General features: G+C 70.8%; 32 protein-coding genes and 2 pseudogenes. 15 read left to right on the plus strand and 19 right to left on the minus strand.

Features of this window, described 5'->3' with window-relative positions:
* Positions 1 to 40 precede the first annotated feature (40 nt).
* Entirely contained in the window at positions 41 to 1,969 is a 1,929-nt protein-coding gene (locus ACFYZL_RS26015) for a helix-turn-helix domain-containing protein (RefSeq protein ID WP_384747431.1), read from the minus strand.
* A 610-nt stretch (positions 1,970 to 2,579) separates the two neighbouring features.
* Between ACFYZL_RS26015 and ACFYZL_RS26020 the strand changes: the two genes are divergently transcribed.
* Together ACFYZL_RS26020 and ACFYZL_RS26025 are read left to right on the plus strand one after the other, a co-directional pair.
* Positions 2,580 to 3,074 carry a helix-turn-helix domain-containing protein gene (locus ACFYZL_RS26020; RefSeq protein ID WP_384747434.1) on the plus strand — a complete coding sequence of 165 codons (495 nt, stop codon included), beginning with the start codon at positions 2,580 to 2,582 and terminating at the stop codon, positions 3,072 to 3,074.
* A 3-nt stretch (positions 3,075 to 3,077) separates the two neighbouring features.
* Complete coding sequence (locus ACFYZL_RS26025; RefSeq protein ID WP_384747437.1) at positions 3,078 to 3,839, plus strand: hypothetical protein; 762 nt, start codon at positions 3,078 to 3,080, stop codon at positions 3,837 to 3,839.
* Between the two features lie 91 nt (positions 3,840 to 3,930).
* Here ACFYZL_RS26025 and ACFYZL_RS26030 read toward each other — a convergent pair whose 3' ends face one another.
* The 5 genes from ACFYZL_RS26030 to ACFYZL_RS26050 all read right to left on the minus strand — a co-directional run bounded on the left by ACFYZL_RS26030 (position 3,931) and on the right by ACFYZL_RS26050 (position 7,114).
* Positions 3,931 to 4,941 carry a helix-turn-helix domain-containing protein gene (locus ACFYZL_RS26030; protein WP_384747440.1) on the minus strand — a complete coding sequence of 337 codons (1,011 nt, stop codon included), beginning with the start codon at positions 4,939 to 4,941 and terminating at the stop codon, positions 3,931 to 3,933.
* 91 nt (positions 4,942 to 5,032) lie between these two features.
* Positions 5,033 to 5,530, minus strand: coding sequence for a restriction endonuclease (locus ACFYZL_RS26035; protein ID WP_388682426.1), 498 nt, complete (start codon positions 5,528 to 5,530; stop codon positions 5,033 to 5,035).
* Between the two features lie 174 nt (positions 5,531 to 5,704).
* The gene (locus tag ACFYZL_RS26040) at positions 5,705 to 5,899 is read right to left on the minus strand and encodes a hypothetical protein (RefSeq protein ID WP_388682234.1); all 195 of its coding nucleotides are present in this window, start codon (positions 5,897 to 5,899) and stop codon (positions 5,705 to 5,707) included.
* Between the two features lie 73 nt (positions 5,900 to 5,972).
* On the minus strand, positions 5,973 to 6,386 hold the full coding sequence (locus ACFYZL_RS26045) for a contact-dependent growth inhibition system immunity protein (protein WP_384747447.1): 414 nt from the start codon (positions 6,384 to 6,386) through the stop codon (positions 5,973 to 5,975).
* A 71-nt stretch (positions 6,387 to 6,457) separates the two neighbouring features.
* Positions 6,458 to 7,114: a maleylpyruvate isomerase N-terminal domain-containing protein gene (locus ACFYZL_RS26050; protein WP_388682238.1), complete on the minus strand. Its 657-nt coding sequence runs from the start codon at positions 7,112 to 7,114 to the stop codon at positions 6,458 to 6,460.
* Between the two features lie 301 nt (positions 7,115 to 7,415).
* On the opposite strand from ACFYZL_RS26050, the gene ACFYZL_RS26055 reads away from it, so the two are divergent.
* Genes ACFYZL_RS26055 through ACFYZL_RS26070 form a run of 4 tightly spaced genes read left to right on the plus strand, consistent with a single transcriptional unit; the run spans position 7,416 to position 9,065 of the window.
* Positions 7,416 to 7,781, plus strand: a complete 366-nt coding sequence (locus tag ACFYZL_RS26055) for a hypothetical protein (protein ID WP_388682240.1) — start codon at positions 7,416 to 7,418, stop codon at positions 7,779 to 7,781.
* Positions 7,685 to 8,170: a TauD/TfdA family dioxygenase gene (locus ACFYZL_RS26060; RefSeq protein ID WP_388682242.1), complete on the plus strand. Its 486-nt coding sequence runs from the start codon at positions 7,685 to 7,687 to the stop codon at positions 8,168 to 8,170. The genes ACFYZL_RS26055 and ACFYZL_RS26060 overlap by 97 nt, the downstream gene beginning before the upstream one ends.
* A gap of 32 nt (positions 8,171 to 8,202) precedes the next feature.
* On the plus strand, positions 8,203 to 8,490 hold the full coding sequence (locus tag ACFYZL_RS26065) for a TauD/TfdA family dioxygenase (RefSeq protein WP_388682428.1): 288 nt from the start codon (positions 8,203 to 8,205) through the stop codon (positions 8,488 to 8,490).
* Complete coding sequence (locus ACFYZL_RS26070) at positions 8,487 to 9,065, plus strand: phosphonate degradation HD-domain oxygenase (RefSeq protein WP_388682245.1); 579 nt, start codon at positions 8,487 to 8,489, stop codon at positions 9,063 to 9,065. The genes ACFYZL_RS26065 and ACFYZL_RS26070 overlap by 4 nt, the downstream gene beginning before the upstream one ends.
* A 24-nt stretch (positions 9,066 to 9,089) precedes the next feature.
* Here ACFYZL_RS26070 and ACFYZL_RS26075 read toward each other — a convergent pair whose 3' ends face one another.
* Together ACFYZL_RS26075 and ACFYZL_RS26080 are read right to left on the minus strand one after the other, a co-directional pair.
* The gene (locus ACFYZL_RS26075) at positions 9,090 to 9,464 is read right to left on the minus strand and encodes a UTRA domain-containing protein (protein WP_388682248.1); all 375 of its coding nucleotides are present in this window, start codon (positions 9,462 to 9,464) and stop codon (positions 9,090 to 9,092) included.
* A gap of 147 nt (positions 9,465 to 9,611) precedes the next feature.
* A pseudogene (locus ACFYZL_RS26080) lies at positions 9,612 to 9,870 on the minus strand (Rid family hydrolase); the annotation flags it as partial.
* A 10-nt stretch (positions 9,871 to 9,880) separates the two neighbouring features.
* Between ACFYZL_RS26080 and ACFYZL_RS26085 the strand changes: the two are divergent.
* Positions 9,881 to 10,221, plus strand: a pseudogene (locus ACFYZL_RS26085) (winged helix-turn-helix transcriptional regulator).
* 68 nt (positions 10,222 to 10,289) lie between these two features.
* Here the strand turns inward: ACFYZL_RS26085 and ACFYZL_RS26090 are convergent.
* Entirely contained in the window at positions 10,290 to 10,592 is a 303-nt protein-coding gene (locus ACFYZL_RS26090) for a hypothetical protein (RefSeq protein ID WP_388682251.1), read from the minus strand.
* A gap of 262 nt (positions 10,593 to 10,854) precedes the next feature.
* On the opposite strand from ACFYZL_RS26090, the gene ACFYZL_RS26095 reads away from it, so the two are divergent.
* Positions 10,855 to 11,466, plus strand: a complete 612-nt coding sequence (locus ACFYZL_RS26095; protein WP_384747453.1) for a hypothetical protein — start codon at positions 10,855 to 10,857, stop codon at positions 11,464 to 11,466.
* Between the two features lie 198 nt (positions 11,467 to 11,664).
* Here ACFYZL_RS26095 and ACFYZL_RS26100 read toward each other — a convergent pair whose 3' ends face one another.
* Complete coding sequence (locus ACFYZL_RS26100) at positions 11,665 to 12,270, minus strand: TetR/AcrR family transcriptional regulator (protein WP_384747455.1); 606 nt, start codon at positions 12,268 to 12,270, stop codon at positions 11,665 to 11,667.
* 110 nt (positions 12,271 to 12,380) lie between these two features.
* Here ACFYZL_RS26100 and ACFYZL_RS26105 point away from each other — a divergent pair, with 110 nt between their 5' ends.
* Together ACFYZL_RS26105 and ACFYZL_RS26110 are read left to right on the plus strand one after the other, a co-directional pair.
* Positions 12,381 to 13,034: an FMN-dependent NADH-azoreductase gene (locus tag ACFYZL_RS26105; RefSeq protein ID WP_384747458.1), complete on the plus strand. Its 654-nt coding sequence runs from the start codon at positions 12,381 to 12,383 to the stop codon at positions 13,032 to 13,034.
* Positions 13,031 to 13,354: a DMT family transporter gene (locus ACFYZL_RS26110; protein ID WP_384747461.1), complete on the plus strand. Its 324-nt coding sequence runs from the start codon at positions 13,031 to 13,033 to the stop codon at positions 13,352 to 13,354. The genes ACFYZL_RS26105 and ACFYZL_RS26110 overlap by 4 nt, the downstream gene beginning before the upstream one ends.
* Positions 13,355 to 13,434: 80 nt before the next feature.
* On the opposite strand, the gene ACFYZL_RS26115 is transcribed toward ACFYZL_RS26110, so the two are convergent.
* The 3 genes from ACFYZL_RS26115 to ACFYZL_RS26125 all read right to left on the minus strand — a co-directional run bounded on the left by ACFYZL_RS26115 (position 13,435) and on the right by ACFYZL_RS26125 (position 15,734).
* A complete protein-coding gene (locus ACFYZL_RS26115; protein WP_388682256.1) occupies positions 13,435 to 13,656 on the minus strand; it encodes a hypothetical protein in 222 nt (73 codons plus the stop codon).
* Between the two features lie 397 nt (positions 13,657 to 14,053).
* The gene (locus ACFYZL_RS26120) at positions 14,054 to 14,446 is read right to left on the minus strand and encodes a nuclear transport factor 2 family protein (RefSeq protein ID WP_384747463.1); all 393 of its coding nucleotides are present in this window, start codon (positions 14,444 to 14,446) and stop codon (positions 14,054 to 14,056) included.
* Positions 14,447 to 14,507: 61 nt separating this feature from the next.
* Positions 14,508 to 15,734, minus strand: coding sequence for an alpha/beta fold hydrolase (locus ACFYZL_RS26125; protein WP_388682259.1), 1,227 nt, complete (start codon positions 15,732 to 15,734; stop codon positions 14,508 to 14,510).
* 104 nt (positions 15,735 to 15,838) lie between these two features.
* Here ACFYZL_RS26125 and ACFYZL_RS26130 point away from each other — a divergent pair, with 104 nt between their 5' ends.
* Positions 15,839 to 16,432: a TetR/AcrR family transcriptional regulator C-terminal ligand-binding domain-containing protein gene (locus ACFYZL_RS26130; RefSeq protein ID WP_384747469.1), complete on the plus strand. Its 594-nt coding sequence runs from the start codon at positions 15,839 to 15,841 to the stop codon at positions 16,430 to 16,432.
* Between the two features lie 51 nt (positions 16,433 to 16,483).
* Here the strand turns inward: ACFYZL_RS26130 and ACFYZL_RS26135 are convergent, their stop codons facing one another.
* Positions 16,484 to 16,756 carry a hypothetical protein gene (locus ACFYZL_RS26135; RefSeq protein WP_384747472.1) on the minus strand — a complete coding sequence of 91 codons (273 nt, stop codon included), beginning with the start codon at positions 16,754 to 16,756 and terminating at the stop codon, positions 16,484 to 16,486.
* 574 nt (positions 16,757 to 17,330) lie between these two features.
* On the opposite strand from ACFYZL_RS26135, the gene ACFYZL_RS26140 reads away from it, so the two are divergent.
* Positions 17,331 to 18,245 (plus strand): hypothetical protein, encoded by a 915-nt coding sequence (locus ACFYZL_RS26140; protein ID WP_388682430.1) that lies wholly within the window; start codon positions 17,331 to 17,333, stop codon positions 18,243 to 18,245.
* Between the two features lie 134 nt (positions 18,246 to 18,379).
* Complete coding sequence (locus ACFYZL_RS26145) at positions 18,380 to 18,721, plus strand: VOC family protein (protein ID WP_384747475.1); 342 nt, start codon at positions 18,380 to 18,382, stop codon at positions 18,719 to 18,721.
* Positions 18,722 to 18,755: 34 nt separating this feature from the next.
* On the opposite strand, the gene ACFYZL_RS26150 is transcribed toward ACFYZL_RS26145, so the two are convergent.
* The 3 genes from ACFYZL_RS26150 to ACFYZL_RS26160 form a co-directional block, all read right to left on the minus strand.
* Positions 18,756 to 19,568, minus strand: a complete 813-nt coding sequence (locus ACFYZL_RS26150) for an alpha/beta fold hydrolase (protein ID WP_388682263.1) — start codon at positions 19,566 to 19,568, stop codon at positions 18,756 to 18,758.
* A gap of 37 nt (positions 19,569 to 19,605) precedes the next feature.
* Entirely contained in the window at positions 19,606 to 20,316 is a 711-nt protein-coding gene (locus ACFYZL_RS26155) for a hypothetical protein (RefSeq protein WP_388682266.1), read from the minus strand.
* Positions 20,317 to 20,522: 206 nt separating this feature from the next.
* Positions 20,523 to 20,789 carry a hypothetical protein gene (locus ACFYZL_RS26160; RefSeq protein WP_384747483.1) on the minus strand — a complete coding sequence of 89 codons (267 nt, stop codon included), beginning with the start codon at positions 20,787 to 20,789 and terminating at the stop codon, positions 20,523 to 20,525.
* 135 nt (positions 20,790 to 20,924) lie between these two features.
* Between ACFYZL_RS26160 and ACFYZL_RS26165 the strand changes: the two genes are divergently transcribed.
* Positions 20,925 to 21,362: a glutaredoxin domain-containing protein gene (locus ACFYZL_RS26165; protein WP_384747486.1), complete on the plus strand. Its 438-nt coding sequence runs from the start codon at positions 20,925 to 20,927 to the stop codon at positions 21,360 to 21,362.
* 184 nt (positions 21,363 to 21,546) lie between these two features.
* Here the strand turns inward: ACFYZL_RS26165 and ACFYZL_RS26170 are convergent, their stop codons facing one another.
* Both ACFYZL_RS26170 and ACFYZL_RS26175 read right to left on the minus strand, forming a co-directional pair.
* On the minus strand, positions 21,547 to 22,998 hold the full coding sequence (locus ACFYZL_RS26170; RefSeq protein WP_384747489.1) for an amidase: 1,452 nt from the start codon (positions 22,996 to 22,998) through the stop codon (positions 21,547 to 21,549).
* 270 nt (positions 22,999 to 23,268) lie between these two features.
* A complete protein-coding gene (locus tag ACFYZL_RS26175; RefSeq protein ID WP_384747491.1) occupies positions 23,269 to 23,772 on the minus strand; it encodes a hypothetical protein in 504 nt (167 codons plus the stop codon).
* 345 nt (positions 23,773 to 24,117) lie between these two features.
* On the opposite strand from ACFYZL_RS26175, the gene ACFYZL_RS26180 reads away from it, so the two are divergent.
* Positions 24,118 to 24,666, plus strand: coding sequence for a GNAT family N-acetyltransferase (locus tag ACFYZL_RS26180; protein ID WP_384747493.1), 549 nt, complete (start codon positions 24,118 to 24,120; stop codon positions 24,664 to 24,666).
* The last annotated feature ends 47 nt before the right edge of the window (positions 24,667 to 24,713 follow it).

The raw sequence follows: 24,713 nt of genomic DNA on the forward strand, positions 1-24,713 counted from the left end.
TTCCGTGAGCGCGCCGGCTCCGGACCGTACGGCTCTCGGCTCAGGCAGCCGCGCACAGTTCGCGGGAGGGCTCCGGGAGTCGGGGCGCTCCCGTCATCAGGTGCAGCGCGAACATCAGGTCGCGCATGCCGGTCAGCGAGGACAGGTCGCGGGACAAGTGTCCCTCCAGCGCCCTGATGTGTGAACGTACCGTCGCCTCCGAGAGGCCCAGTTCACGCGCGGTCGTCTCCAGGTGCGCGTCGGACGCGAGCCAGACCGTCGCCGTGGCGAGCAGCCCACGCCTGTCCTCCCCGGCAGACCTGAGCAGCGTCTCGGCCCAGGCGTGGATCTGCTGCCCGTGGAGCAGCCCTCGGAGCGTGGGTGCATCCGATTCCGGGTTCCCGGCGGGGGACTCGGGGAGCTCCCGATGGGTGACGAGTTCGAGCGCCAGGCCGACGGTGACGCGGTCGGCCAGAGTCGCGAAGTCCATGTGCAGCAGTTCGGCGGCGCGTGCCACGCGCCGCGTGACGGTGTTGCGGTGCAGGTCCAGACGCCGGGCGGCCACGGTGTAGGGGTAGGCGAGGGCGGTGGGTAGGGTCTCGCGAAGCAGCTCCCACTGCGTTTCGGTCTCCATGAGGGGATGCAGGAGCCGGCGGGCCCACACCTGCGCGTCGTGCGCCGGAAGCAGGCTGACCAGGTCGGTGTCCTGCACCGAGAGGGCCACCGAGTCCGGCTGGTACAGGGCGAACCGCTGGGCGGCGGTCGCTTCGTCGAGAGCGTGGGCGAGCAGGGACATGGAGTAGACCCCGCTGCCGCCCAGCGATGCCCCGGCACCGACGGCGGAGACCAGATGGGTGAGGGCGAGGGCCACCCTGTCGTCCGCCTCCCCACCCCGGATCGGGTGGATCACCAGGATCCGGTCGTGGCGGCGCCAGTCGGCGACGACCAGGGCGCGATTGCCCGTGACGGACTCACAGCGGCTCATGGCGGCGTCCCGTCGCGCGGGCGAGGTCTCGACGACGAAGACGCGGGCCGTCTCGGGGTCGAGCAGCCCGGGCGCCAGGTTCCTCATGACCCGGCGGGCCTTGGAGACCTCGCCGTCCAGCAGGAGCTCCACCGCGGCGTCGCGCGCGGCCCGGGAGGCGTCCGATGCCGCCCGGTATTCGCGGCGCGCCTGGTCCACCAGTCCCAGGAGCTTGGCGGCATGGCGCAACAGCCGCAGATCGGCGTCGTCGAAGGGCGTACGCCGGGCCACGGCGAGGACGGTGTCCGCGGCGGAGGACGGCCCCAGGGAGATGAGCCGTGTGTGCGGACCCGAACGGGCGTCAGGAGCGTTCCCGTTCACGGATTGGCGGATGATGGCCTGCGCGAGTTCCTCCGCGGCCGTGGCCGGTGATGCGACCAGGACGCGGTCGGGTTCGCTGACCATCACCTGGACGTCGAGGGCCCTGGCGAGCCAGTCGGCGATGCGCTGCATGGCCCGCTGGTCGGCGAGCTGTGCGGGAAGTTCCTGTACGAGTGAGGCGAGTTGGGCGGCCCGGCGCTCGGCGAACGCGAGCCGGAACTGCTGGATGTCTTCGTGCACCCCCCGCCACTGTTCCACCGGCGCGGTCGTGGCCAGGAGGGGGATGCCCAGCCTCTCGGCCAGGTCGACGATGGACTGGGGGTACGGCTGGCGGGAGCTGGGCTGCGCGCTGACGATCAGTCCGGCGCTGCGGTCGCGGCTCATGCGCTGGAGCAGCACCTCGAGCACCGTGGTGATGCGGCCGCGCAGCCGGAAGGGGACCGAGCCCGTGATCAGGACCACGACGCCGTCGGCCAGGGTGGCCGGTACCCCTTCTTCCAGGAGCTTCTCCGGGGTCACCGAGAAGACGCCCTTCACCTCTGCCGCCTGGGCGGCAGCGCCGCACTCGCCGACGAGCGTCAGTTCGAGTTCGGGGTTGCGGGAGGGCAGTGTGCCCAGGGTGGGCAGTGCGCCCAGGGTTGGCATCGCGCGCTCCTCCAAGCGGTCCGGAAGTTGTCGCCCAAGGGGTGCCCGTGCCGCCTGCGAGGACGGCATCGGCACCCCGGTCACGACCTCACGACCGATCTCCCGCGAACACGGAGCGCCCGTACGGGAGCGACATCGCGCCCGCGCGACCCACGGTGCGGAAAGGGCGTTCAGGCGTGCGGGATGGCGGCCGGATTGCCACCGCCGCAGGACACGCCTCCCGCGCCATGGCTGCCGGCGTGCGGCCGTCGGCCCTGGATGCCAACTGCGGACTCAACTCTCCCCCTGTGTGGTGCAGCACCGAGCAGGCAGGCGCGAGCTGCCGGACGCACGGCCGCTTCCGGCCGGTCTCTCCGCCGTGTCCGACCTGCCGGGCCGCCACGGATCGAGGGCCGTGGCGGCTCCACAATCCCTGCTCGCAGGCCTGACAGCCTGTACACACACATGGGTGCGTAAGGTTGCGTTCCTGATCGGGATCCTGCCTTGCACACCCAACCGTGTCAACTAAAGTACACATGCACAGGGCAGGCAGAGCGGAAGACCGGTACGTGGTTGTGTGCATTCATCAGCGGGACCTCCTTGGGGCCGTGAGCGGCACCCTGCGCCCGAGGTGAGCAACGGCCGTCTGTCGATCGCGGACAAGCTCAAGGCCCTCATGGCCGGCCGGCGAGGCCGGCGCCACTCATCGCGGTCGCTCTCGGATTCCGTCGACACCCTGCCCGGTGACCACCCGTCCGTTTCCTTCGCCGCCATCGCCAAGATCGCCAACGGCTCCCAGGACAACCCGACCGTCGGCACGCTCCTGGCCCTGTGCGAAGCTCTGGGCGTCCCACCCGCTCACCTGCTCCCGCACGGTGCCTATGACGATCTTGAGGCGCTCGAGGCATTCGAGGACCCTCTCGCGCGCCATGTCCTGGCACTACTCGGCGGTCTCCCGCAAAGTGAGCTGGCGGGCGTCATCACGGACTTGGAACGGCGAAGGGCTCACCTGGGCCTGGACCCGGTTACGCGCAGTGCGGCCGAGACGCCGCCGAGCAAGCGCCGACGACGGCGGAGTACGGACGAGGCCGCGCGGTATGCGGCCGATTCACTGGAAGGGCTGTAGGCAGTGGACGGCATAGTCTTCGGGACGTGCACGGTGGCGGGCTTGCTGGTCACCGTGCTCTGCACGCGGAGAGCCCTGGGGAACCCGCGGATCTCCACATGGGCCATTGCCACGGCGTTCGGGGTGTGCACCATGGGCGTCCTGTGCGCCGTCCCCGTGGTCGCCCAGGCCGCACAGGGCATCACCGGCGTCGCCAACTTCGGCAAGCTCGTGGCCCACGTCTGCGCGATCCTGTGGTGTGCCGCACTGCAGATCACCATGGTGGACCTGGCCTACCGCCCCGAATACGTGAGGTCGGCGATCTTCCAGCGCGGCTTCGCCGCCGTGGTCGAGCTGGCGATCATGGTGCCGCTCTTCCTGGCCACGAACGCACCGGACGTCGAGTTCACCACCGCCTACGTCGACGACCCGAAGATCGCGGCCTATCTGCTGCTCTACCTCTCCTACGTCATGATCACCTGTGGGGAGTTGGCGTTCATGTGCGGCAGGACGGCACGACGCAACTGGGGGATCCGTCCCTGGAGCGGCGCCGGGTTCTCCTTGTCCGCCATCGCGGCCGTCCTCGGACTGGCGTACGCGCTGACCAAGGGCAGCTACATCATCTTCTTCACCCTCGACAGCCCGTGGTCGCTGAAGGCCGAGGAGTTCATCAGCCCCACCTTGAGCGGCCTGGCGGTGCTCTTCCTCTTCGCGGGCCTGACGCTCCCCATGGTCGGCACCCTCCGTGAGCGACTGCGCCAGAAGAAGGCCTTGGTGACGGGCTAGCAGCCGTCCGACCCCGATCCACCGAACGGACGCCGGGCCCGACGGCCACCCCGACGCGTTGGGGATCGACTCCCAGGATGCGGAAACAGCCTCAACGAGCCCGATGTGCGTTGAGGCCCTGGGTTCCGTGCTCTGAGCGCTGTGGGGCGGCCAGCGAGAGCGCACGATGTTCGGTGGGGGTGATTCCGTAGGCTTCGCGGAAGGCCCGACTGAACACGGTGGCGCTGGAGAAGCCCCAGCGATGCGCGATCACTTGAACGGGCCGGCTCCTCAGTTCCCCGCACGCGAGGTCGGCGTGGGCGCGCTCCAACCGGCGTTGGCGGATGCGTGCCGCGACGGTCAGGGGCTGGTCGCCGAAGAGGGCGTGGAGACGGCGCACGGACATGTTGTGCCGATCGGCGATCATCTGAGGACTCAGACCCAGGTCGCCGAGATTGTTCTCGATGAAGCGGTAGACCCGCTGCAGTGCCTCCTGTGTCCTGGCCTCGGCAGGCGCCTGGCCAGGGTCACCGAGCAGCCGCGCGAGGAAGGCGGTGGCCAAGTCCAGGGTGACGGCCCCCAGCGCCCGCAACTCCTCCGGGGAACACTGCGGGCCGCGCGTGACCAACGACTTGAAGAAGTCGGCGAGGATCGCCCCTGACCCCACGTCCGCGGCCAGGCCCTGCGCCAGAAGGCGGTCCACCCGGTCCGAGCCGAGTGCCAGGGCCTGGCGGGGAATCTGCATGACCAGCGACTCGACCTGCCCGCCCGTGAACGACCCCTCGCTCGGCCGCGAGGTGTCCGTGAGCACGAGGCCTCCGACGACCTCCGATTCGTTGCCTCGCTGCGAGATCCTGAAGGAGCCCTGCGTAATGAGGGCGAGCTGCAGGTTCTCGGGATCGCCGCGCCGGACATGGGCCGCGCTACGGCGGGAGAAGACCGGTGAGCAGGCGACAGAAGACAACTGCGCGACGCCCAGGTCCAAGGAGACGAGGCTCGCCTGGAAATCGTCCGCATGCCGGGTGTTGAGCGCAATGGGCATCACATCACTGGACACCCTCTCGCAAAACCAATCGAATCTGTCCGTGCGTTCCAGAGCATCCGACGTAGCCCGCAACACCATGCAATCCCCCACACCTCGACGTGGCGTCTGTCCAGTCCTCTACCGGTTGTCACACAGCCGTGCTCCACGCCCACCGCCCCATGATCGCTTATCAGACACACACCCTCTGCCGCGTCTCGGCCATCGGTCCGTTGCGGCGCCGCCCCTGCCCCCCCGATACGTCACGTATGGCTCGAAACCGTTCATGCGTCGGCCCCGGCGCGCAGCGTCGGCCAGAGGGTGTCGTGGCCGATCCCGTGGACCAGCTGTCCTTCCTGTGCTTGCACTGGATGACCCAACGACGCCCAAAGGGGTCTGTGGCTTTGACGTCGGCGCCGCTGTCCCCGCGACCGCCGACCTGCCGCGCATCCGTACAGCCGTCGCGGCGCATCAGGTCCCGCACCGCGAACTCGAACGCCCGGTGGTGCAACTTGTCGAGCTGTTCGAGCGCGTAGCGCAAGCCGCTCGCCCGCACCTGGTCCCATCGGGCGACGTCCCTGCGCCGCCACACCCAGGCACCGACTCCTGCTGCGGCCGCCAACACAACGACAGCCACGGTCCAGGGATGTGCGGCCGGCCACTCCAAGGCTGCCGCCGCCAGGCTGAACATGACTGCGGCTGCGAGCGCGGCGAGTACTGCCTGCTCCAAGTGCTGATTCTTGCTCCGACTGGGCCTGCGGTTTCGACGCCCGTGACGCCGGGCGGGGCGGCGGCCGCTCGCCGTTACCTCCCGAACGGGCAGGCGCCGAGCCGTCGAGCTCCCGCTGGGGGCGGCGTCCGGGGATCACTGGCCGGCCTGGGAAACGCCGCTGACCAACTGGCCGAGGAAGCCGGCGATCCCCTGACCGACGTCAGTGGGGGCAAGGATGACGCCCAGCGCCAGAACGATGACCACGGTCATCTTCTCGTCGAAGCGGCTACGAGCCTCGGTGCGGCGGCGCAGCCGCAGAAAGACGATGAACGCCAGGAGTACCGCCACGTGGGGATTGGCGGCACGATCGCTTGGTTCGAGGCCCGTTTCGTGCGGATCAGGTCGGGCTACGTCGCTCAGGTCAGGTCTGTGCCACGAAGCGGGTCAGGTCCGCCTCGGCGCCCATCGGCAGGCCCCTCACCGCGGCCGCAGGCTGAGCCGCGATCACCGCTCTCAGCTGCGCGGCGAGCTCCGGCAGCGCCGCCCATGCCGAAGTCGGCGCGTTCACCGTTGCGAGGAGCAGGTCGCCCTCGTAGAAGTAGGCGTCCAACAGCGGCTCGTCCATGAGCAGTTGAACCGCCAGCGGCAGTACGTACTGCAGCCCCACCCGCTGCGAGATCAGCGTGCGGAGGTCCGCCGGCCTTAGGTCGCCCAGCGGCACGCGCCGTAGCGCATGCACCTTCCTGACCAGGTGGGTCGCGTCTCCAGCCGGATCTGCCCAGCGCGGCGGGTCCAATTCGTCGAGGGTGCGGCCGAGATGCAGGAGGTGGTCCATACGCACAAGGCTAGGCCGCACCTTTTGGATCACGAGGCGGGCCCGGCGTGGTGGCGGCTGCGTCGTGTGTGTCAGCCGAGCACCAGCGGCAGCCTCGCGCCGAGCGTGCCCAGGGCCGACCGTTCCTCCGCGGTCGGCGTGCGGCGGCCGGTGCCGACCAGCAGTGCGTCCCGGTCGGGAAACGCGGCCGGGAAGGGGGCACCGGCGATCTGCTCCAGGGCGCTGCGGGCCGCCGCGAGGGTTTCGGCGGGTGGGGGCGGCGCGGATGGCAGGTGCACGATCAGGTCCAGGTGGTGCAGGGTCCACTCCAGGACGTACGCCGACAGGTAGTCGGCGACGGTCAGGACCTCGCCCTGCGTGCCCACACGGGCCGTGGGGTCGGCGAGTACGGCCGCCCGGCCCGCGGCCGAACCGACGTCGTCGAGGTGGAACTTGAGCCACCGCGGCTCCCCGTAGGCCGCCGCCAGCCGCGGGACCAGCGCGTCGAGCGGGTCCTCGCCCGTCGGGGGGTCGACGAGCTTCCAGTAGGTGACCGCGTCCACCGTCGGTTCGGCGTCCCCGGCCGGGGTGACCAGGGTGATCAGGACGTCCTGGGCGTCGATGACCAGGTGGCACACCAGGTCCCGCACGAGCCAGCCCGCGCAGCCGGACGGCCGCTCGAAGTCCTGATCGGGGAGTTCGTCGACCGCCGCCCGCAATGCCGTCCATGAACGTGAGAAGAGGTCCATGACGGAACGGTAGCCCGGCGATCCGGTCACGCGCGGCTTTCGAGATCCGTTCGCACGGCTCGGGCAGGCGGGTGGGGACGGGCCACGCTGCCACGTGGCAGCGGTGACAGCGGTGGCGGGCCTGCCGGCCGCGCACGGAGCGGGCCGTGGTCTGTGCCGCGGATGCCGATGAGCGGCGGCCATCTGGCGGTCATCGCGGCGTCACCCCGCTGCGTGAGGCTCCCGGCACCGGAGAAGTTGTCCGAACAACATGGAGCCGCGTTCATGCCCACCGTCTCGTCCGCCCCGCCGCTCTGGCTGCGTGACAACTGTCCCTGCACCGACTGCCGGGACCCGCAACGGCCAGAAGCTGTTCCAGATCACCGACCTGCCCGCCGGTCTCGCGGTGGGGGCGGTCCTGGAGGCCCTCACGGCGGACGGCGCGCCCGCGCGGGAGGTCGTCTGGACTCCCGACGGCCACCGCTCCGTCTACGCCGACACCTGGCTCGACGCCCACCTGCCCGGCTCCCCCGCGGGCCCCGGCAACGGCCCCGCCGACGGCGACGGCCGCGGCGAAGACGACAAGGAGCTGTGGGACGCCGCGGGGCTCGCGGGCCGTTCCCCGAGGCCGAGTGGTCCGCGTACACCGCCGATCCCGCCGTCGCCGCCGGCGCGCTCGAAAGCGTGATGAGGTTGGGCTTCGTCCTGCTGCGGGGCGTTCCCGCTCGCGACCGGCAGGTCCTCGACGTCGCGCGGACCTTCGGGTTCGTGCGGGAGACGAACTACGGCGAGCTGTTCGAGGTTCGCGTCGAGGCAGACCCCAACAACCTCGCCTTCACCGGCGCCCGCATCACGCCGCACACGGACAACCCCTACCGCGACCCGGTCCCCACCCTCCAGCTGCTGCACTGTCTGACGAACGCGGCCCGGGGCGGCGACTCCGGCCTCGTCGACGGGTTGCATGCCGCCGCGTTGCTGCGGGCGCAGGACCCGCAGGCGTACGAGGTCCTCACCCGGGTACCGGTCCCGTTCACGTTCACCGACGACCGCCCACGCTGGTCGCCCATCGGCCGCTGATCGGAACCGATCCGGCCGGCCGGATTCGGGAGATCCGCTTCAACAACCGCTCCATCGGCACCCTGCGCCGGCCGGCCGCGGAGTTGGAGGAGTTCTACGCCGCCTACCGGTGCTTCGGCGAGCTGCTGTCGCGCCCCGAGCGCCGGCTGGAGTTCCGGCTCGCCCCCGGCGACTGCCTGATCTTCGACAACACCCGGCTGCTGCACGCCCGTACGGCCTTCGCCGAATCGGGCGAGCGGCACCTCCAGGGCGCCTACGCCGACATCGACGGCCTCGCGTTCACCCTCGCCGTACTCCGCAGGAAGGCAGTCACCGCATGAGCACGGCCCCGTACCCCGTCGACGTCCTGGCCCGGCTGTTCGAGGGCGAGGGCAGCGCCGAGTACTTCGGCGAGGCGGTCACCCAGGCGCAGCACATGCTCCAGGCCGGCGCCCTCGCCGAGGCGGCCGGTGCCCCGCCCCACCTGGTGGCCGCCGCGCTGCTGCACGACGTGGGTCACTTCCAGGGCGCGGTCACCGGACGCGACCTGATGGAGAACGGGACCGACAACCGGCACAGCCACACCGGGGCCGACTGGCTCGGGCAGTGGTTCGGCCCCGAGGTGACCGAGCCCGTCCGGCTGCACGTCGCCGCGAAGCGCTACCTCTGCGCCGTCGAACCCGGCTACTTCGACCTGCTCTCCGAGGCGTCCGTCCACACGGCGCGCGTCCAGGGCGGCCCCATGACGGAGGAACAGGCGCGCGCCTTCGAGGCCGACCCGGGCGCACGGGACGCCGTCGCCGTACGCCGCTGGGACGAGCGGGCGAAGGATCCGGAGCTGCCGACGCCGGGCTTCGACCACTTCCGCCCGCTGCTGGAGGGGTTGCTGCGACCCCCTGCGGTGCCGGCTGCCTGAGCGGGCGGGCGCCGGAGCGGCGGTTCAGAGGTCGAGCCGGCGCCCCAGTGCCGAGGTCGCCGTCGAGCTCTGCACGGTGAACGCGACCGTGCCCGGGAGGTAGCGGTCCTGGGACCATTCGACCTCGCCGCTCCGCTCCGGATACGTCGTGCGCTCCACCATCGCGGGCGTTCCCGACAGCGTGCGCAGCCGCCGTACGCGGTAGACGAACGCGCCGGATTCCAGCCGGAGCCGCTCCGCCTCCTCCTCGTCCGCCGCCACCTGGTCAAGCGCGACCACCCGGCCGCCGGGCTCCTCGCCCAAGGACCGCGCCCAGCGGGTGAAGCTGCGCAGCTCACCGCGACCGTCAGATACAGGGGTGTCCTCGGCCGTCCCTCGCTCACGCCCCCACCCTGTCATGTGCTCGGGCGCGGGACCACGAGCCCATCGGACCGACCACTGGTGACCGCCGCGCGACCGAGATCGTCGGCTCCCACCTGCCCGGCGGTCCACCCGGTCATGGGTTTCGACGTCCACACGCCCCAGGTCCCCCACGGCGGACGGCCGTCAGTGCAGGACGGCGGTGGCCTCGATCTCGACGAGGTACTCGGGAGCGGCCGGCGCCGCCACTCCGAGCAGGGTGGCCGGCGGCGCCAGGGTGACACCCAACCGCTTGGCCGCGCGGGCGACGCCGTCCACGAGCGCGGGCATCTTGTCGGGGGTCCAGTCGACGACGTGGACGGTCGGCTTCGCCACGTCGTCGAAGCCCGCCGACCCCGGTCATCGCGGTGTCGATGTTGGCGTAGGCCTGCTCGACCTGCGCGGCCGAAGCCGATGTGACCCGAGCGGATTCCTGGCGCGGGAGATCTTCACGGACATCGCCAACAAACGGGCGCTGCTGATCATCGAGGCGATCGGGGACCGTACGCTGCGCTTCACCGCGCTGCGCGACGAGGTCGAGGGCATCAGCCACAAGATGCTCACCCAGAACCTGCGCCTGCTGGAACGCAACGGCCTGGTCGAACGCACGGTCCACCCCACCGCCCCGCCGCGCGTCGAGTACACCCTCACCGAGCCCGGCAGCGCCCTGCGCGCGACCGTGGCGAGCCTGTGCGACTGGACCCACCACTACATCGCGGACATCGAAACGGCCCGCCGCCACTTCGACGGGGCGTAGGGGGAATCCGCCTGGCGGGTCCGTCCGGTGGAGCCCAACGGCAGTGCGTCAAGGGATCGCGACGTCCGTCATTCGGTGCCGCGCCGGGTGACGGCCAGTGTCGTCGCCAAGGCCAAGGCCACGGCCGTGCCTGCGGCCATGACGCCGGAGCGGGAGCGCCAGGAGAGGACCGACCACCGGGATTCGGCGGACAGCAGTGAGCCGAGGCTCGCCCACGAGCCGACCGAGAGGACGGACGCGGCCGAGCCGACCGACCCGATCGACAGGAACGAGCCGACGGATCCGATCGACAGCGTCGATCCGACGGATCCGATCGACAGGAACGAGTTCCGGGAGCAGAGGGACCAGCGGGAGCCACCTGTCATCGTCATGGACCGAATCGTAGGCACACGGGGCCGGGACCGCCCGCTGCCGGTGCGCAGGGCACAGCAGCGACGGACGCCGACTGCCGTGCGTCGCCGCGCCGGTGGGGACGGCCGCAGGACGTCGTGTCGGCGCGCGGCATGACGGACCTGCGGACCGCTGCCGTCGAGAGGGGGTTCGTCGAGGCGAATCCGTCCCTTCAGGCCGGGGACCTGCGGTTCGCCGGCTAGCCTTGATCAGAGTCCGGTCCTGGAGGGGGAGTTGGAAGAGATGAGCCACACGCGTGACGAGGAGACGGCGCACGTCGGGCAGGCGCCCCTGGCATCGGGCAACCCGGGTGGCCATCCACCCAGATGGGCCTGGTGGGTCATCGGCATCGTGATACCGGTCCTGGGCATCGGAGCCACGGTATGGACCACCTCCGCCAAGGCGCCGAGCCCCCCTCCCCCGGCCCAGATCCCGCGCAGCACGCCGCCGGAAACCCCGTCGTCGGCCGGCCGGGGACCGGACCAGGCGCCCTCGGTGTCCGCCGCCCCCGCGGGCGCCGTGCCGGCGGTCTTCCTGGGTGTATGGGAGGGGTCCATCAGTGACGACACCGGGGAACACCATCGGCGCCTGACCATCCGGCAGGGGAAGGTCGGCGACGAAATGGTCACCACGCGCACCACCAGCAACGCGACCGGCAGCTCGATCCAGTGCAGGGGAACGGGCACCCTCGTGGCCGCCGACTCCAGCACGATCGAACTCGACACGATGGTCACCGAGAGCATCCCCAGCGGCAGGTGCAAGAGCATCGGCGAGCAGACGCTCACCCTGCTGGACGACAACCGGGTCCGCTACCAGACCGGAGCGGCAACCGGGATCCTCACCCGCCAGCGCTGACCGGCGGCCACCGTCCCCCCACGTCGGCTGGGCGATGGCCATGAGTCGGACTCTCGCGAGGAACTCGGCGACCGCGGCCGGCTCGCCGGTCGCTTCGCGCTGTTCACGCCCACCCGTCGCTGATGCCACTGGCGGGGTGGGCACGGAGCGGACTCCGGCCCGCTACCCCATCGGCGGAAAGCCCCAGCGCACCGCTCGTCAGGGAGCGGCCGGGTCGGTCCCGCTGCCGGTCCCGCGGTCTGTTCCGTCGGTCGGCAGCGCGCGTGCCAGTCGCCCCAGCGCCTCTTTGATCCGGTCCGGCGTCACTCCTTGTGCGCGCTGCTGGAGGAAGACCTCCGGCGCCAGGGGCGCGAGCAGGCTGTCCACCAGTGCCTCCGGGTCCGGGACGCCGGACTCGCGCAGCAGGACGAGGACATGGACGCGCCAGAAGCCGTACGCCCCGACGGTGAAGCGCTTCTCGCCGGTCTCGGCGCCCAGTACCAGGTGGCCGTGGGTGTCCAGCAGATCGACCATGGCCGCGTAGAAGGCGGTGAGCCGTTCGAGTGGGGGCGCACCGGGGCCCAGTGGAGGGGCGCCACGCAACAGCTCTTCCTGCAGGCGGCGTTCGTGCTCGTCGAGGAGGGCCGCCGCGATGGACGTGACGTCCGGGTAGCGGCGATAGAGCGTGCCGCGGCCGATGTCCGCCGCCCGTGCGATGTCCTCCATCGTGACCGAGCGCGGATCACCCGCGGCGAAAAGCCTGGCGGCGGCAGAGAGCACCTTGGCCCGGTTGCGGGCGGCGTCCGCGCGTTCACTCGTCTCCATGGCATCCCAGCCTACCGGAATAACTGGACACCGTGTCCGGTTGCGCCTTTCGTCGGGTATAACTGGACGCCGTGTCCGGTTACTGTTTCCGTCGACCGAGGGGTTCCGTCATGAGCACGCTGCTGCACCTCGATGCAAGCGCCCGCCGCCAGTCCTTCAGCCGAGAGGTCGGCGATGCCGTGGCCGCCGCCTGGCGCGCGCACCACCCCGCCGGCATCCACGTCCACCGCGACCTGGCGCTGTCCCCCGTCCCGCAGATCGGCGAGGCATGGACCGAGTTGTGCGACTACGTCCTGGAGCACGAGATCACCGATCCCGCCCGCTACCGGGAAGCCGTGCGCACTCCCGCGCAGGAGGCGGCCTGGGCCGTCGTCGAGCCGCTGCTGTCCGAACTCGTCGCAGCCGACGTCGTGTTGATCGCCACGCCGATGTACAACTACTCGATCCCGGCGGCCCTGAAGGCCTGGATCGACCAGGTCACCTTCCCGCGCATGTCCCTGCCCGGACGGCGCTTCGTCGTGACGTACGCCCGCGGTGGGGCGTACGGCCCCGGCACCCCGCGCCACCCGTACGACCACCAGGAGCGCTACCTGCGCGACTTCTTCGCCGGTCACTTCGCCGTGCCGGAGGAAGCCATGACCTTCCTCGGCACCGAGCTGGTCAACTCCCTCTCCGACCCCGCCCTCGCCGGTCGGCGCGGAGCGCACGACGAGTCCCGCGCGGCCGCCCTGGAGGCCGCCCGCACGACGGGAGCATCCCTGTGAGCTGGCTCCTCCTCATCGCCGCCGGCCTGGTGGAGGTCGCCTGGTCGCAGAGCATCAAACCGACGGCCGGGTTCACCCGCCCGCTGCCGACGCTGCTCTGCTTCGCGCTCGCCGCCGTCGCCGTCTATCTGCTGTCCCTGGCGATGAAAGGCCTGCCGGTCGGGACGGCCTACGCCGTTTTCACCGGGATCGGCGCGGCCGGCGCCATCACACTGGGCGTCGTGGTCCACAAGGACCCGGCGACCCCGGGCCGCCTCCTCGCCCTCGCCCTGATCATCGGCGGCGTGGCACTGTCCCACGCGACCACCTCGGCCGAGTGAACAGCGCGGACACCGCTTCGGGTTGGCCGCTGACGGCAGCTGTCCCGGCGCGGATGGGTGTGGAGCGGGCCGGCTCGCGTCTACCGCATGAGGTTCTCGGTGAACTCGCGTAGCCATGGGGTGCGGACGGCCGGCATTCGGGCGAGGGTTCGGTGGAAGACCTGCCAGTCGATCCGGAACACGTCATGGGTACTCGGCGGGGGCGGGTCGTCGCGGAGGACGTCCTCCGGCATGGAACCCGAGGCGGGGACGGGCGGCAGTGGCTCGGGGTGGACCAGCCGGAGCCACACGCCGAACGGCAACGGGACCGAGGGAGCCGGAGCGGGCGGGGTCGGACGGGGGCACGCCCGCCCCCTCGGCGAGCAGGTCCGCCCAGGACAGCAGCCCGGCGTCGGCGCCTTCGACGGGGGAGCGAGCAGTCGTCGATCCTGCTCGCCACGAGAAGGCCGCACGCCACGCAGGCCATGAACGTCCCCGGTTCCATGAGCACGGGGAGCTGCAGCCCGTTCCCGTACTTCTGATGGGCGTGGGCCGGCAGGGCGACCTGGGACAACGGGGCGGTCAGCCCGGCGCCACACCGCTCGCACACGAAAACGAACACACGTCCGCCGCGGGGCCGGACTCGGGGTCCGGCGCCCGGCGGAGCGTCACGGGTGCGGTGTTCGCGGCGGTGCGCGGTGTCCTCGCGGGGTGGGGCGGTCAGCGAGCGCTGCCGAGGTTGCGGTCGGCGTCGGACCCCTTGAGCAGCAAGGTGGTCTCCTCGATGCGCCGGAAGCGGCCGTCGGGGGCCATGTCGGCGAACACGTAGACCTCCATGCTCACGGTCGTGCCGTCCTTCTTGGTGATGTGGCAGGTGTGCCGGTCGGCGTACTTGTCGCCGTCGTGGAGCTCTTCGTGGACCTCCACCTCTCCCGAGGCGACGAGCGTGCGCAGGTGGGCGATGTGGTCGAGGAACTGGGAGCGGTCGGCCCATTCGCCGTCGGTGCGCTGGCGGTAGTCGGGAGTGAAGTGCCGGTCGGCGGCCTCGGTCAGGGTGATGTCCTCGTTGAGGAGCAGGTCGGTGAGGGCGGCCTTGATGCCGGTGCGGGGCATGGGTGGTCCTTCGGGTGGGTTCGGACGGTCGGGTTCTCGGCGGTGCCCGGTGGGGCGGGGGTCAGGGGCGGGTGTGGGCGAGGGTGTCGTCGAGCCAGTCGTAGATGCGGGCGTTGGCGTGGCGCGTGGCGCCGGGGTGGCAGTGGGCGCCGGCGCCTTCCTCGGCGGTGAAGAGCATGAGGGTCTTGGGGCAGGTGAGGTGTTCGTAGAGCTGCTCGGGCTGGCCCTTGAAGAACTCGTCCTCCGCGGCGTCGCAGACGAGGGTCGGGCACTGGATCTTCTCGGCGATCCCGCCGGCGAGGGTGTAGTCGAGGTAGGAGGCGTTGAAGGCGCGGGGCGTGTCGACGCCCATGACGTACATGCCGTGGTTGAGCGCCCAGCGGGCGATCGGGTCCTTGGCCATGATCTGTTCGAGGGCGGCGTCGAGTTCCGGGGCGGACGGCGCCCGCAGGAGGCGTTCGGCCTCGTCGCGGTCGCCGGGGATGTTGCGGACGGACGTCTGACCGAGGTCGTAGAGGCCGTCCACGGCTATCAGCGCGGCCAACCGGTGCTCGAAGGCGGCCGCTCGGGGGGCGAGGACTCCGCCCATGCTGAGGCCGAGGAGGGCGATGCGGCTGTTGTCGACTTCCGGGATCGTCTCGGCGAAGTCGATCACGGGGGTGATGACGTTCTCCCAGTCCGGGCGGAAGACGAGACCCTGGTGGTGGCGCGGACCGGGCATGCCGGGGCCGTCGAAGACGAGCACGGTGTAGCCGCGTTCGACGGCGGCGAGGGCACCGAAGAAGTGCATCTCCTCGGCGGTGCCGTCGAAGCCGTTGTGCATGATCAGCGTCGGGCGGGCGGTGCCCGAGTCGTCGGGGCGGTAGAGGTAGCCGGGCAGCGTGGTGTTCTCGTACGGGATCTCGACCGGTTCGATGCGCGGGGTGGTGCAGAGGGCCGCGGCGGCCTTGAAGCACTCGACGGAGCGGTCGTAGGCGTGGTCGTGACGCGGGTCGCAGTCCTTGCCGTGGAGGAAGAACTCGGCGGAGCGGTAGTAGTTCGAGGCGCGCAGGAAGGCGTCGCGGGCGCTGATCCGGTGGCCGGCGGCCAGGGCCTTCTCGGCTTCCGACGACACGCGACCGGCGGTGGCGAACCACTCGGTGTACCAGCTGTCGTAGTCGCCTTCGGTGATCCGCGCGGCGGTGGAGACGACCTCGCCGAAGTCGGCGCCGCCGTAGGCGATGTGGCTCATCGAGCGCAGGGTCTCATACCAGAACTGGGTGTTGTTCGGGAACAGCAGCTGCTTCATGGCGGTCTCCTTCGACGGCAACCGCAAGCACAGATTTGTGCTTGCGGGGTCGACTGTAGGGCCTCGCACGGCTGGAAGCAAATATCTGTGCTTATGATTGGGGTGTGACTCAGAAACAACCGGCCGCACGCATCCGCAGGAGTCCTGAACAGGTCCGCGCGGCCGTCCACCAAGCGGTCGTCGACCTCCTCTCGGACCCGGAGGGCGAAGACCTCAACATCCCCGCGATCGCGCAGCGCGCCGGCGTCAACCACACCAGCGTCTACCGGCGCTGGGGCAGCCTCGACGCACTACTGGCGGACACGGTCACCACCCGCCTGGAGCGCGACTCGCCCCTGAAGGACACCGGTTCCCTGCGCGGTGACCTCATCGCCTGGGCCGAAGCCAGCGTCGCGAGCATGCGCACACCCGAGGGGCACGCCCTCGTACGCGCCGTCATCCTGTCCATGCCGAGCAGCACCCAGGCGCCGACCGACCGCGCCCGGCAATTCCGACGGCGCATGCACTCCATCGAGCAGATCCGCGAGCGGGCCACGGCCCGGGGTGAGGACCCTCCACCACTGGAGCAGATCCTCGACCAGCTGATCGCGCCCTTCTACATCCGGGCGATCTTCGGCATCGACCTTCCGGCCACCGGCTACCCGCAACTCCTCGTGGACAGGCTCCTCGGCAGCGCGAACGGACCGGACTCGGCCTGAGGAACGCCTCGCCTTCCCCGGCCTGCCCCGTGCATGGCGCGGCCCCGCGGGTCAGACCTCGATGTACGCCACCACCACCACGGTGCGCAGGGCGGTGACGAAGTACAGGACGCGAACGGCTTCGACCCGGTCGACGTACTGGCGCAGCCGAGGGCCGGCCGTGTCGCCCGGGAGCGGCTCGCCGATGTCGGGATCGACCGAGAGTACGACCAGGGTGCGGTCCAGGGAGTGGAGCTCGGCCTCGGTCGAGATGTTCTCCAGCTGCTTGGCGGCGGAGTCCGAGAAGGCGATGCGGGCCCTGCGGGCCCCAGGCGGAATGGGCATCAGGCAACGGCCTGGCGCTGGGCGGGGGCCGGCCGTTCGTGCATCGAGGCCTCCAGAGGGAAGAACCGAGGTGTGTCACCACCGTATCGCCGCGGCCGGTGCCCGGGGGCCACTCGCGGAAAGCGCGCGAACCGGCCGGTTCGTCGACGCGCCGCACCGGGGCGCTTCCTTCTCGGGGCCCCCTCGTTGTGCCGGTCACTCTTCACTCGATCCACGAGACACCACCATGCTCAGGACATCCCCCGCCCGGCGACTCTCGGCGGTACTGGTGGCGGTCACCGTCGCCGCGGCCGCCGCCGGGGTCGGCCCGTGATCGTGTTCCTCGACTGGAAGGGTGACGGGAAGGGACCCCAGAAGATCCACTTCGCCCCCTCACCCTCCATCCCCGGATCGGCACGCTGAACCGCCGTGCGCCGGCCCGCCTGCGACTCGCCTCATCGGCCCCGGCGCATTCCGGCGCTCATCGGGCGGCTGGATCCGGAGCGGTATCAGCTGGTCCTGGCGACCGGACGGCACATGTGGATCAGTCGGCACCAGGTTGTCGGTGACAGCCGGCAGCATCACCACCATGACCATGATCCGCACCACCCCGCCCCGGCCGCTGGACGTCAGCACGGTCTTCCCCCAACTCGGCCCACTGGCACGCCCGGCGATCCGGTTGCACCCCCGCCCCGGGGCCACGTCGCCGTACGTGAGTTCGATCGGCGGCCCATTGTTGTGGCCCGCCGATGAGCCGTGGCCGTACTGCGACGGACTGCACGGCTGGGGCGAGCTGCTGGACGGCGAGTGGATCGAGCGCGAGGGCCGCTTCCCTCTGCTGCCCGTCGCCCAGCTGTACCTGCGCGACGTACCCCTCCTGCGGCCCCCCGGGCGGGCGGATCTCCTCCAGGTGCTGTGGTGCCCCTTCGAGCACGAGCCGGACGAGAAGCCTCCGACCGCACTGCATTGGCGTATCGCCGCCGAGGTCACCGACGTCCTCGCCGCGCCGCACGGACGGTTCGAACTGGACTGGGACGGATACGTGCCGGAACCGTGCGTTCTCGCACCGGAACAGATCATCGAATACCCCAACTTCCTTGAGCTGAGCGCGGAATTGCGGCAGCAGCTGGAGGACTGGGACAGGTGGCGGGCGGCCGGTGCCGGCCTGGACGCCTCGTACGCCCCGTATCCGCAGGCCTTCTACGGCAGCCATCTCGCCGAAGCCCCCGGCTGGAAGGTCGGAGGCTGGGCTCCGTGGGGCCTCACGGACCCCATCGCCCGGTTCTGCACCGCATGCGGAAACGGGATGGATCCGCTGCTGACGATCGCCTCGGGTGAATGGGACAGCGGCACGCACGGCTGGATCCCGTACGAGGACCAGGCCCTCGCCGCCCTCCCCGGCGCCAACGCGGCGAATCCGCCCCGGGTCCAGGTCTCGAAGGGCAACCATCTGCAGCTCTACGTCTGCCCGGAGTCCCCGGAGCACCCGCACACGACCCTGATCCAGTGAGCCGTGGACTCGGTGGCTCCGGGTCGTTCAGCCTCCGGCGTCAGACCTCGACTTGAACTCGCCTGGCAGCAAAGTCATGTGGGGTCGACAGAGCGACCTTCGCGGGCACGCGTGCAGGTGTGATGATGTTGACCATGGCCATCGATTCAGTGGTCGTGCGTCAGCGTGTCGAGGATCTGGATGCGGCTGTGCCGTTCTACGAGAAGTTGACCGGAAGCACCGCATCGCGGTTCGCCTTCGCCGGGGTCGACCTGGCAGGCGTCGGGCCGTTCCTTCTGTTCGCCGGGCCCGACGAGGCGGCGGAGCGTGTCGCGGGCGTGTCGGCGACTCTCGCCGTTGCCGACCTGGACGCCGCGGTCGAGGGGGCGGAGGCAGGAGGAGCCGAAGTCGTGATGCCCGTTCAGCCCACCCCGAACGGCCGTCGTGCGGTGCTGCGCCACCCGCACGGCGGCGTCTTCGAGTACGTCGGCCCGTAGGGCAGGTGCGGCACCGCCGTTGTCGGTCCGGGCTTCAGGCAAGGTGCGCCAGCAGCAGCTCGGTGAGGGGCCCGGGCGTGCGCAGCGGCAGGTAGTGGTCCGCGTCCGCGATCAGTCGGCCCCGGGCGCCGGGAATTCCGGCGACGAGCCGTTCGGCGATCTCGCCGATCTCGGGGTGATCGCGGTCACCGTGGATGACCAGGGTCGGCGCGGCGATCTCGTCGAGCCGGGCTTCGGCATCGCGGTCCGGGAAGTACGCGAGCTGTTGCTCGCCGGCGATCCGCAGGTGGGCATTCTGCGTCACCATCGCCTCGATCAGTTCCCCTCCGGGAGCCGTGCGGCCCATGGAGGCCCAGATCGACAGCTCCAACTCGGCGAGGGTCGCCGCGTCCTGTTCCCGGCGGGCAGCGGCGTAGGCCGACGACTGCGCGTCGCGCGGCCATGTGTGACCGCTGAACGAGGCGCCGACCAGGCCCAGTGCGCTGACCCGCTCGGGATGGGCGAGGACGAAGTCCAGCGCGGTCTCCCCGCCCATGCTCAACCCGACCAGCGCGGCCGCGTGAAGGCCGAAGTGGTCGAGCACGGCCCCCAGATCCTCGACGTCGCAGAACATCCGGTCCGGGGGCGTGGAGCGCGCGAGGCCGCAGGCGTCGTAGCGGATCACATCGTGGTGGCGGGCGAGTTCGGGGACGATGGCATCCCACAGCCGTGAGTCCATGCCGGCGCCGTGCAGGAGGACCACCGGAGTGCCGGTGCCGCTGCGCTCGGCCCACAGTCGACCGCCGCCAGGAGCGGGGAGGAGGACTTCATGCGTGGGGGTGCCGGTCGCATTGCCATTCGATCTCATGCTGCGACCATCCCACCCCGTTCGAAGGGCTCCGCCCTCAAGAGGGCGGCGGGGTGGGGGTGTTCGGGTGCGTGAAGCGGAGCCAGGCGGTGAGCGCTGCCTGGAGTTCGAGGACTGCCGAACGGTCCATGGTTTCGGCGGTTCGGCCGACGCGGAGGGTCACGGACCGGGGCGTCACCGTCCAGCCCACAGCGGGACGGTTGGGCGAGGCGATCGGCGTGCCCTGGGCGAGGGTGCGCAGCAGGGCCTCGGTGCGCGGTGGGATGTGTGCCTGGCGGGGGTGCGAGGTGACGTCGCGCTGTCGGACGGGTAGCCCGAGCGCCGTCCGGAACTCTTCGACGGCGGCGTCGAGGGGTTGCGCGGTGCCGGGTGCGGTCCCGATGAAGGCTGCGGTCAGTTCGGGGTGCGGTCGGGCACGGCGTGGACTCTGCGCCGGGGGCAGCGGGCGCTCTTCCACGTCCAGGCGCACGCAGGCCGGTGCGATGAGGACCTGGGTGTAGCCCTTCTCGGTGGCGGTGGCGTGGAGTTCGCGCAGGCGGCTGATCGGGCCGGTCAGGATGTGTTCCCCTTTGATCCGCCGCGGGTGGGGGTCCGCGGGGCGTTGCGGGAGCTTCGGCGGATCCAGTTCGGGCGGCTGTCCGTACGGCCCGTGGGAGCGATGCAGTACACCTGATTCCGTGACCAGTACCGTCACCTGCCGACTGGTGACCGTGTGACCCAGCCGGAACCCCACAACCACCGTCGGCATCGGCCGCCCCTCACTCACGCACCACGTCTTGCTGCTCTACGACCGTAGCCGGAATGGCCGCGCCGTCATGGGGAATCGGGATACCCGGCGCCGCGCGGGGTGGGTGCGCCCCGGCGGGCGGTATGCGGAACGCGAGCACGGCGTGGCCCGCGGCCTGGCAGTGACCGGCGCCTGGGCGGCAGCCACAGCCGGCCATGAGCACGTCGTCACATCGTCCGGCGTCTTCTCAGCTCGGCGAGCCACGAACGTACCTGCTCGTCGTCGTGCAGGTAGGCGCCGCTCTCGTCCGCGGGAAGGTCGATTCCGTGGAGGAGGGTCAGTGCCCACCAGGAGGTGTCGTCCCAGTCAAGCCCGTCGACGGCCACCCACCACCCGGCCCAGCGGTCCGCCTCGTCCCGGGAGAGCCGACCGTCGACCAGCGCGGCGAAGCGTTCTTCGATCTCGTCGAGCGTTGGCTGGTGGCCGGCATCCATGTCACGACCGTACACGCACGGCGAAGGGGTCGGCCCGGTTCGAGGGCGGGACGGGGGCGCCGCGGGGTCCGGCGAACACCCTGGCGAGCGGACCGGTTCGAAGAACGTTTCGACTCGTCGATAGCATGCACCACCATGATGCGCGCCTGGATCCTGCCGATACTGCTCGTGCTCAGCGGCGCGGCCGTCGCGGCTGGGAAGCTCTTCAGCGGGAACCCCGGCACGGCCGCAGCAGTCCTTCCGGCCTTCCTGGCGCTCGCCGCCGTGAACTCACCCCTGATCTTCCCGAAGTCGATCGGTGCGCAGGAGGCACAACGCCTCAGCGCGGTCGACGGCCGACCGGTCGTCTACTGGCGGCCGGGCTGCAAGTACTGCATACGGCTTCGCCTCCGGCTGGGCCGCGGCGCCCGCCGGTTGCACTGGGTCGACATCTGGCGCGACCCGGCAGGTGCCGCAGCGGTGAGAGCGGCCAACGACGGCAACGAGACCGTGCCGACCGTCGTCGTGGCGGGCCGGCCACACACCAACCCCGATCCGGCGTGGGTGCGCGATCGGCTCCCTCCGTCCGCGTGATCGCGAAGCACGCCCTACGGGGCGGCGCGGCCTGACACAACCGCACCGCACCGCACGGCCGGCGATGACGCGCACCTCGGCGTGGGGTCAGCCGCCCCGGCAGTACGGCCGGGGCGGCCACTCCCGCGTGTGTCGTCCGCGCCTCCTCCCCACCGCATCCTCGACGGACACCCGGTAGTCCGCCCTACCTCGGCGCCTGGAAGCCGCCGATCCTCTGTTCGAGCAGTTCGGCCAGCCGCAGCGGGGTGCGGTCCTCGAACATCGGGCCGATGAGTTGCACTCCCACCGGCAGGCCGTCAGGAGACAGGCCCGTCGGTACGGCGGTGGCGGGCAGGCCGGGCATGGTGGCCAGACCGGCCCAGACGAGCTGGTCGAGGTACGGGTACTCGACGCCGTCGATGTCGATCCGGCGTTCCAACAGATCGGGGTCGTGGTCGTGCGGGAACGCGGGAGTCGGAGTGATGGGGCACACCACGACGTCGAACTGGGCGAAGAGCTGCCGCCAGCCGTGGCGGTGGAGCTCGCGACGGTCGTTCGCCTCGATCCAGTCGCGGTGGCTGAGCACCATCCCGCGCAGCCGCGCCGCGTCGAGACTCCGGTCGTCCGCGCGCAGGCCGGCGGCGCGGGCCCGAAGCTGCTCGTACGCTTCGACGGGGAACCGCGCAGCGGCGCCCGAGAACAGCAACTGCGCGTAGAGCGTCGCGGCTTCGGCCAGGTCGGGCAGGAGCGGAGTGTGCCGTTCGACGTGTGCGCCGCCGTCGGCGAGTGCGTCGGCCACCCGGTTCACGCCGGCCCGTACAGCGGACCCGGTCGCAATGAACGGATGCTCGTCGAGGACGAGGACCCGGAAATCGCCCAGCCGCTGGTGTCGTGCGAGCGGCAGCGCCAGCTCGTGCGCCATGCCGAGCGTCAGCGGGTCCGGCCCGGCCATGACGTCCAGCAGGAGCGCGAGGTCGCGGGCGGTGCGCGCCATAGGGCCGACGACCGCGAGGTCGAGGTCGACCGGCAATGCGGGCGCGGTCGGCGGGACCATGCCGCGGTTCGCCGCCAACCCGAGCGTCGGCTTGTGCGCGTAGACGCCGCAGAAGTGCGCGGGGGTGCGCAACGAACCGCCGATGTCGGAGCCGATGGACAAGGCGCCGAAGCCGGCCGCCAGGGCGGCCGCCGATCCACCGGACGATCCGCCCGACGTGCGGGCGTGATCCCACGGGTTGTTGGTGGTGCCGTAGATCTCGTTGAAGCTCTGCACGTCCTGCAGCCCCAACGGCACATTGGTCTTGCCGAGCACCACCGCACCGGCGGCCCGCAGCCGCGACACCTGTACCGCGTCCTCGGCCGGCACGAAGTCCCGGTGCGTCGGCATGCCCCAGGTCGTGGGCAGCCCGGCGATGTCGTACGACTCCTTGACCGTCACCGGTATGCCGAGCAGTGGCCGGTCCTCGCCGCGGGCACGCGCCTGGTCGGCATCGCGCGCGGCGGCCCGCGCACGGTCGAAGTCCGGCACGCAGATCGCGTTGATCGCCTTGTCGTCCCGCTCGATACGAGCGATCGCCTCGTCGGTCAGCTCCACCGATGTCACGTCACCGGCGCGTAAGGCGGCCGCGAGTTCTTCTGCAGTCTGAAAATTCCACTCCATGGATCCGACCGTACTCGGCGCCGGCAGAGGCCACGAAATACCGATGTGCACAACGGTTTGGCCGATCCGGTTCGTCGTGTCGCTCGCTCTCTCGCCACACGCCGGCCGGCGAGGCGCACAGGGCCTGCCACCGCGCCCCAGGGGGCGTCGCCCCCGCACTCGGACTCGGACTCGGACGCGGTCGTCATCGGCGGTTCGGTCGCGGCGGGTCGACCGGCCAAGACCGCTGAACGGTGGCCGGCAGCCCGTGGGCGGTGGGTGGAGGCCTTCTCAATCGGTCGGATGCTCGTGGTTCGATGCCGACAGCGGCGGAACGGCCCGGGACGACGATCGAACACCACGGCGTCCGTGCCACCAGCTCCAGATCGTGTGGCCCACCAGCGCCGACGCGGCAGCCCCTGCGACGAGCCGAACGGCACCCCAGGTCATCGCGGTGACGGGATCCGCGGTGCTCGCCTCCACTTCCAGCCTCATGGACGTCTCGTAGAAGGCTACGAACGGAATGATCAGCCGGAAGAGAAGCCCGCCCCACCTCGGCGCTCGCGCGAGGTTCCCCAGAAGTCCTACGGGCGCCCCCAGGACGAACGCCCCCATCGTCCACGGGAGGACCTTGTGGAGAATTCCTTCGCCGGGCTCGACGGCGCCGGCGTCCAACCCCGGCGGGACGACGGGGCTGATGTTTTTGAACAGATAGTAGGCCGCCACACCCACCGTCAAACCGAGCGACGAAAACACGATCGATTCGAGCTTGGAGCGTCGGAGATAGCCCACCATGAATGCGTAGCACGCCCACGACCAGCCGCCGGAAAAGACAGCGCTTACGGCGACGCCCGCAGAATTGTCCCATTTCCCGGCGGCCGGACCTGTCAACCCAAGCAGCAAACCTGAGCCGATTGACACCGCGGCGGCCGCGAAGCGAGTGCGCGGAAAATTGGTAATTTCTCCTCCTCGTCCCGTGATGAATCCGGAGCTGGAGACAGCGCACCTCAAGGACTGCGCCGGTGACCGCAAAAACGCAGGGCTGGGCACCAACTTAGCCGAAGCGGCCGGGAGTTACCCCCGCCGTCCCGGTTGCCGAACCGGTAGGCCGGGCGCGAGCGCAGCCGGCAAGATCGGCTCGTGGCTCGACATGCGGTGACCTTGAGCAGGATCGAGCTCGCGGATTGGCGAGCTGTTCACTCCTGGGCTTCCCTCGCCCAGGTCTGCCGCTTCCAGACCTGGGGGCCGAACACCGAAGCGCAGACGCGCGCGTTCGTGGCGACCGCGGTCGACGCCTGGACGCACTCACCTCAGCAGCGGTTCGCCTATGCGGCGCATGCCGAGGGCGACGTGGTCGGGATGGGTGAGCTCCACATCCGGAGCCGGGGGCAGCGTCAGGGCGAGATCACCTACGTCGTGCATCCCGGGCTCTGGGGACGGGGCATCGGGACGGCGATCGGGATGGAACTGCTCGCGCGAGGGTTCGGAGAGCTCGGCCTCCACCGCATCCACGCCACCTGTGACCCGCGGAACCTCGGGTCGGCACGGGTGCTCGGCAGGCTCGGCATGACATGGGAAGGGCGTCACCGTCACACCGCGCTGATCCGGGACGGTTGGCGGGACTCCGAAGTGTTCGGCATCCTCGAAGACGAGTGGCGCGAGAAGGACCGCCGGGAGGCCGAGGGGTAACCGGGCTGCTGTGTGCAGACGACCCGCCCGATGTGCCGCTCCCCTCG

Source organism: Streptomyces sp. NPDC001717, from assembly GCF_042892775.1.
In the GTDB taxonomy this organism is placed as follows: domain Bacteria; phylum Actinomycetota; class Actinomycetes; order Streptomycetales; family Streptomycetaceae; genus Streptomyces.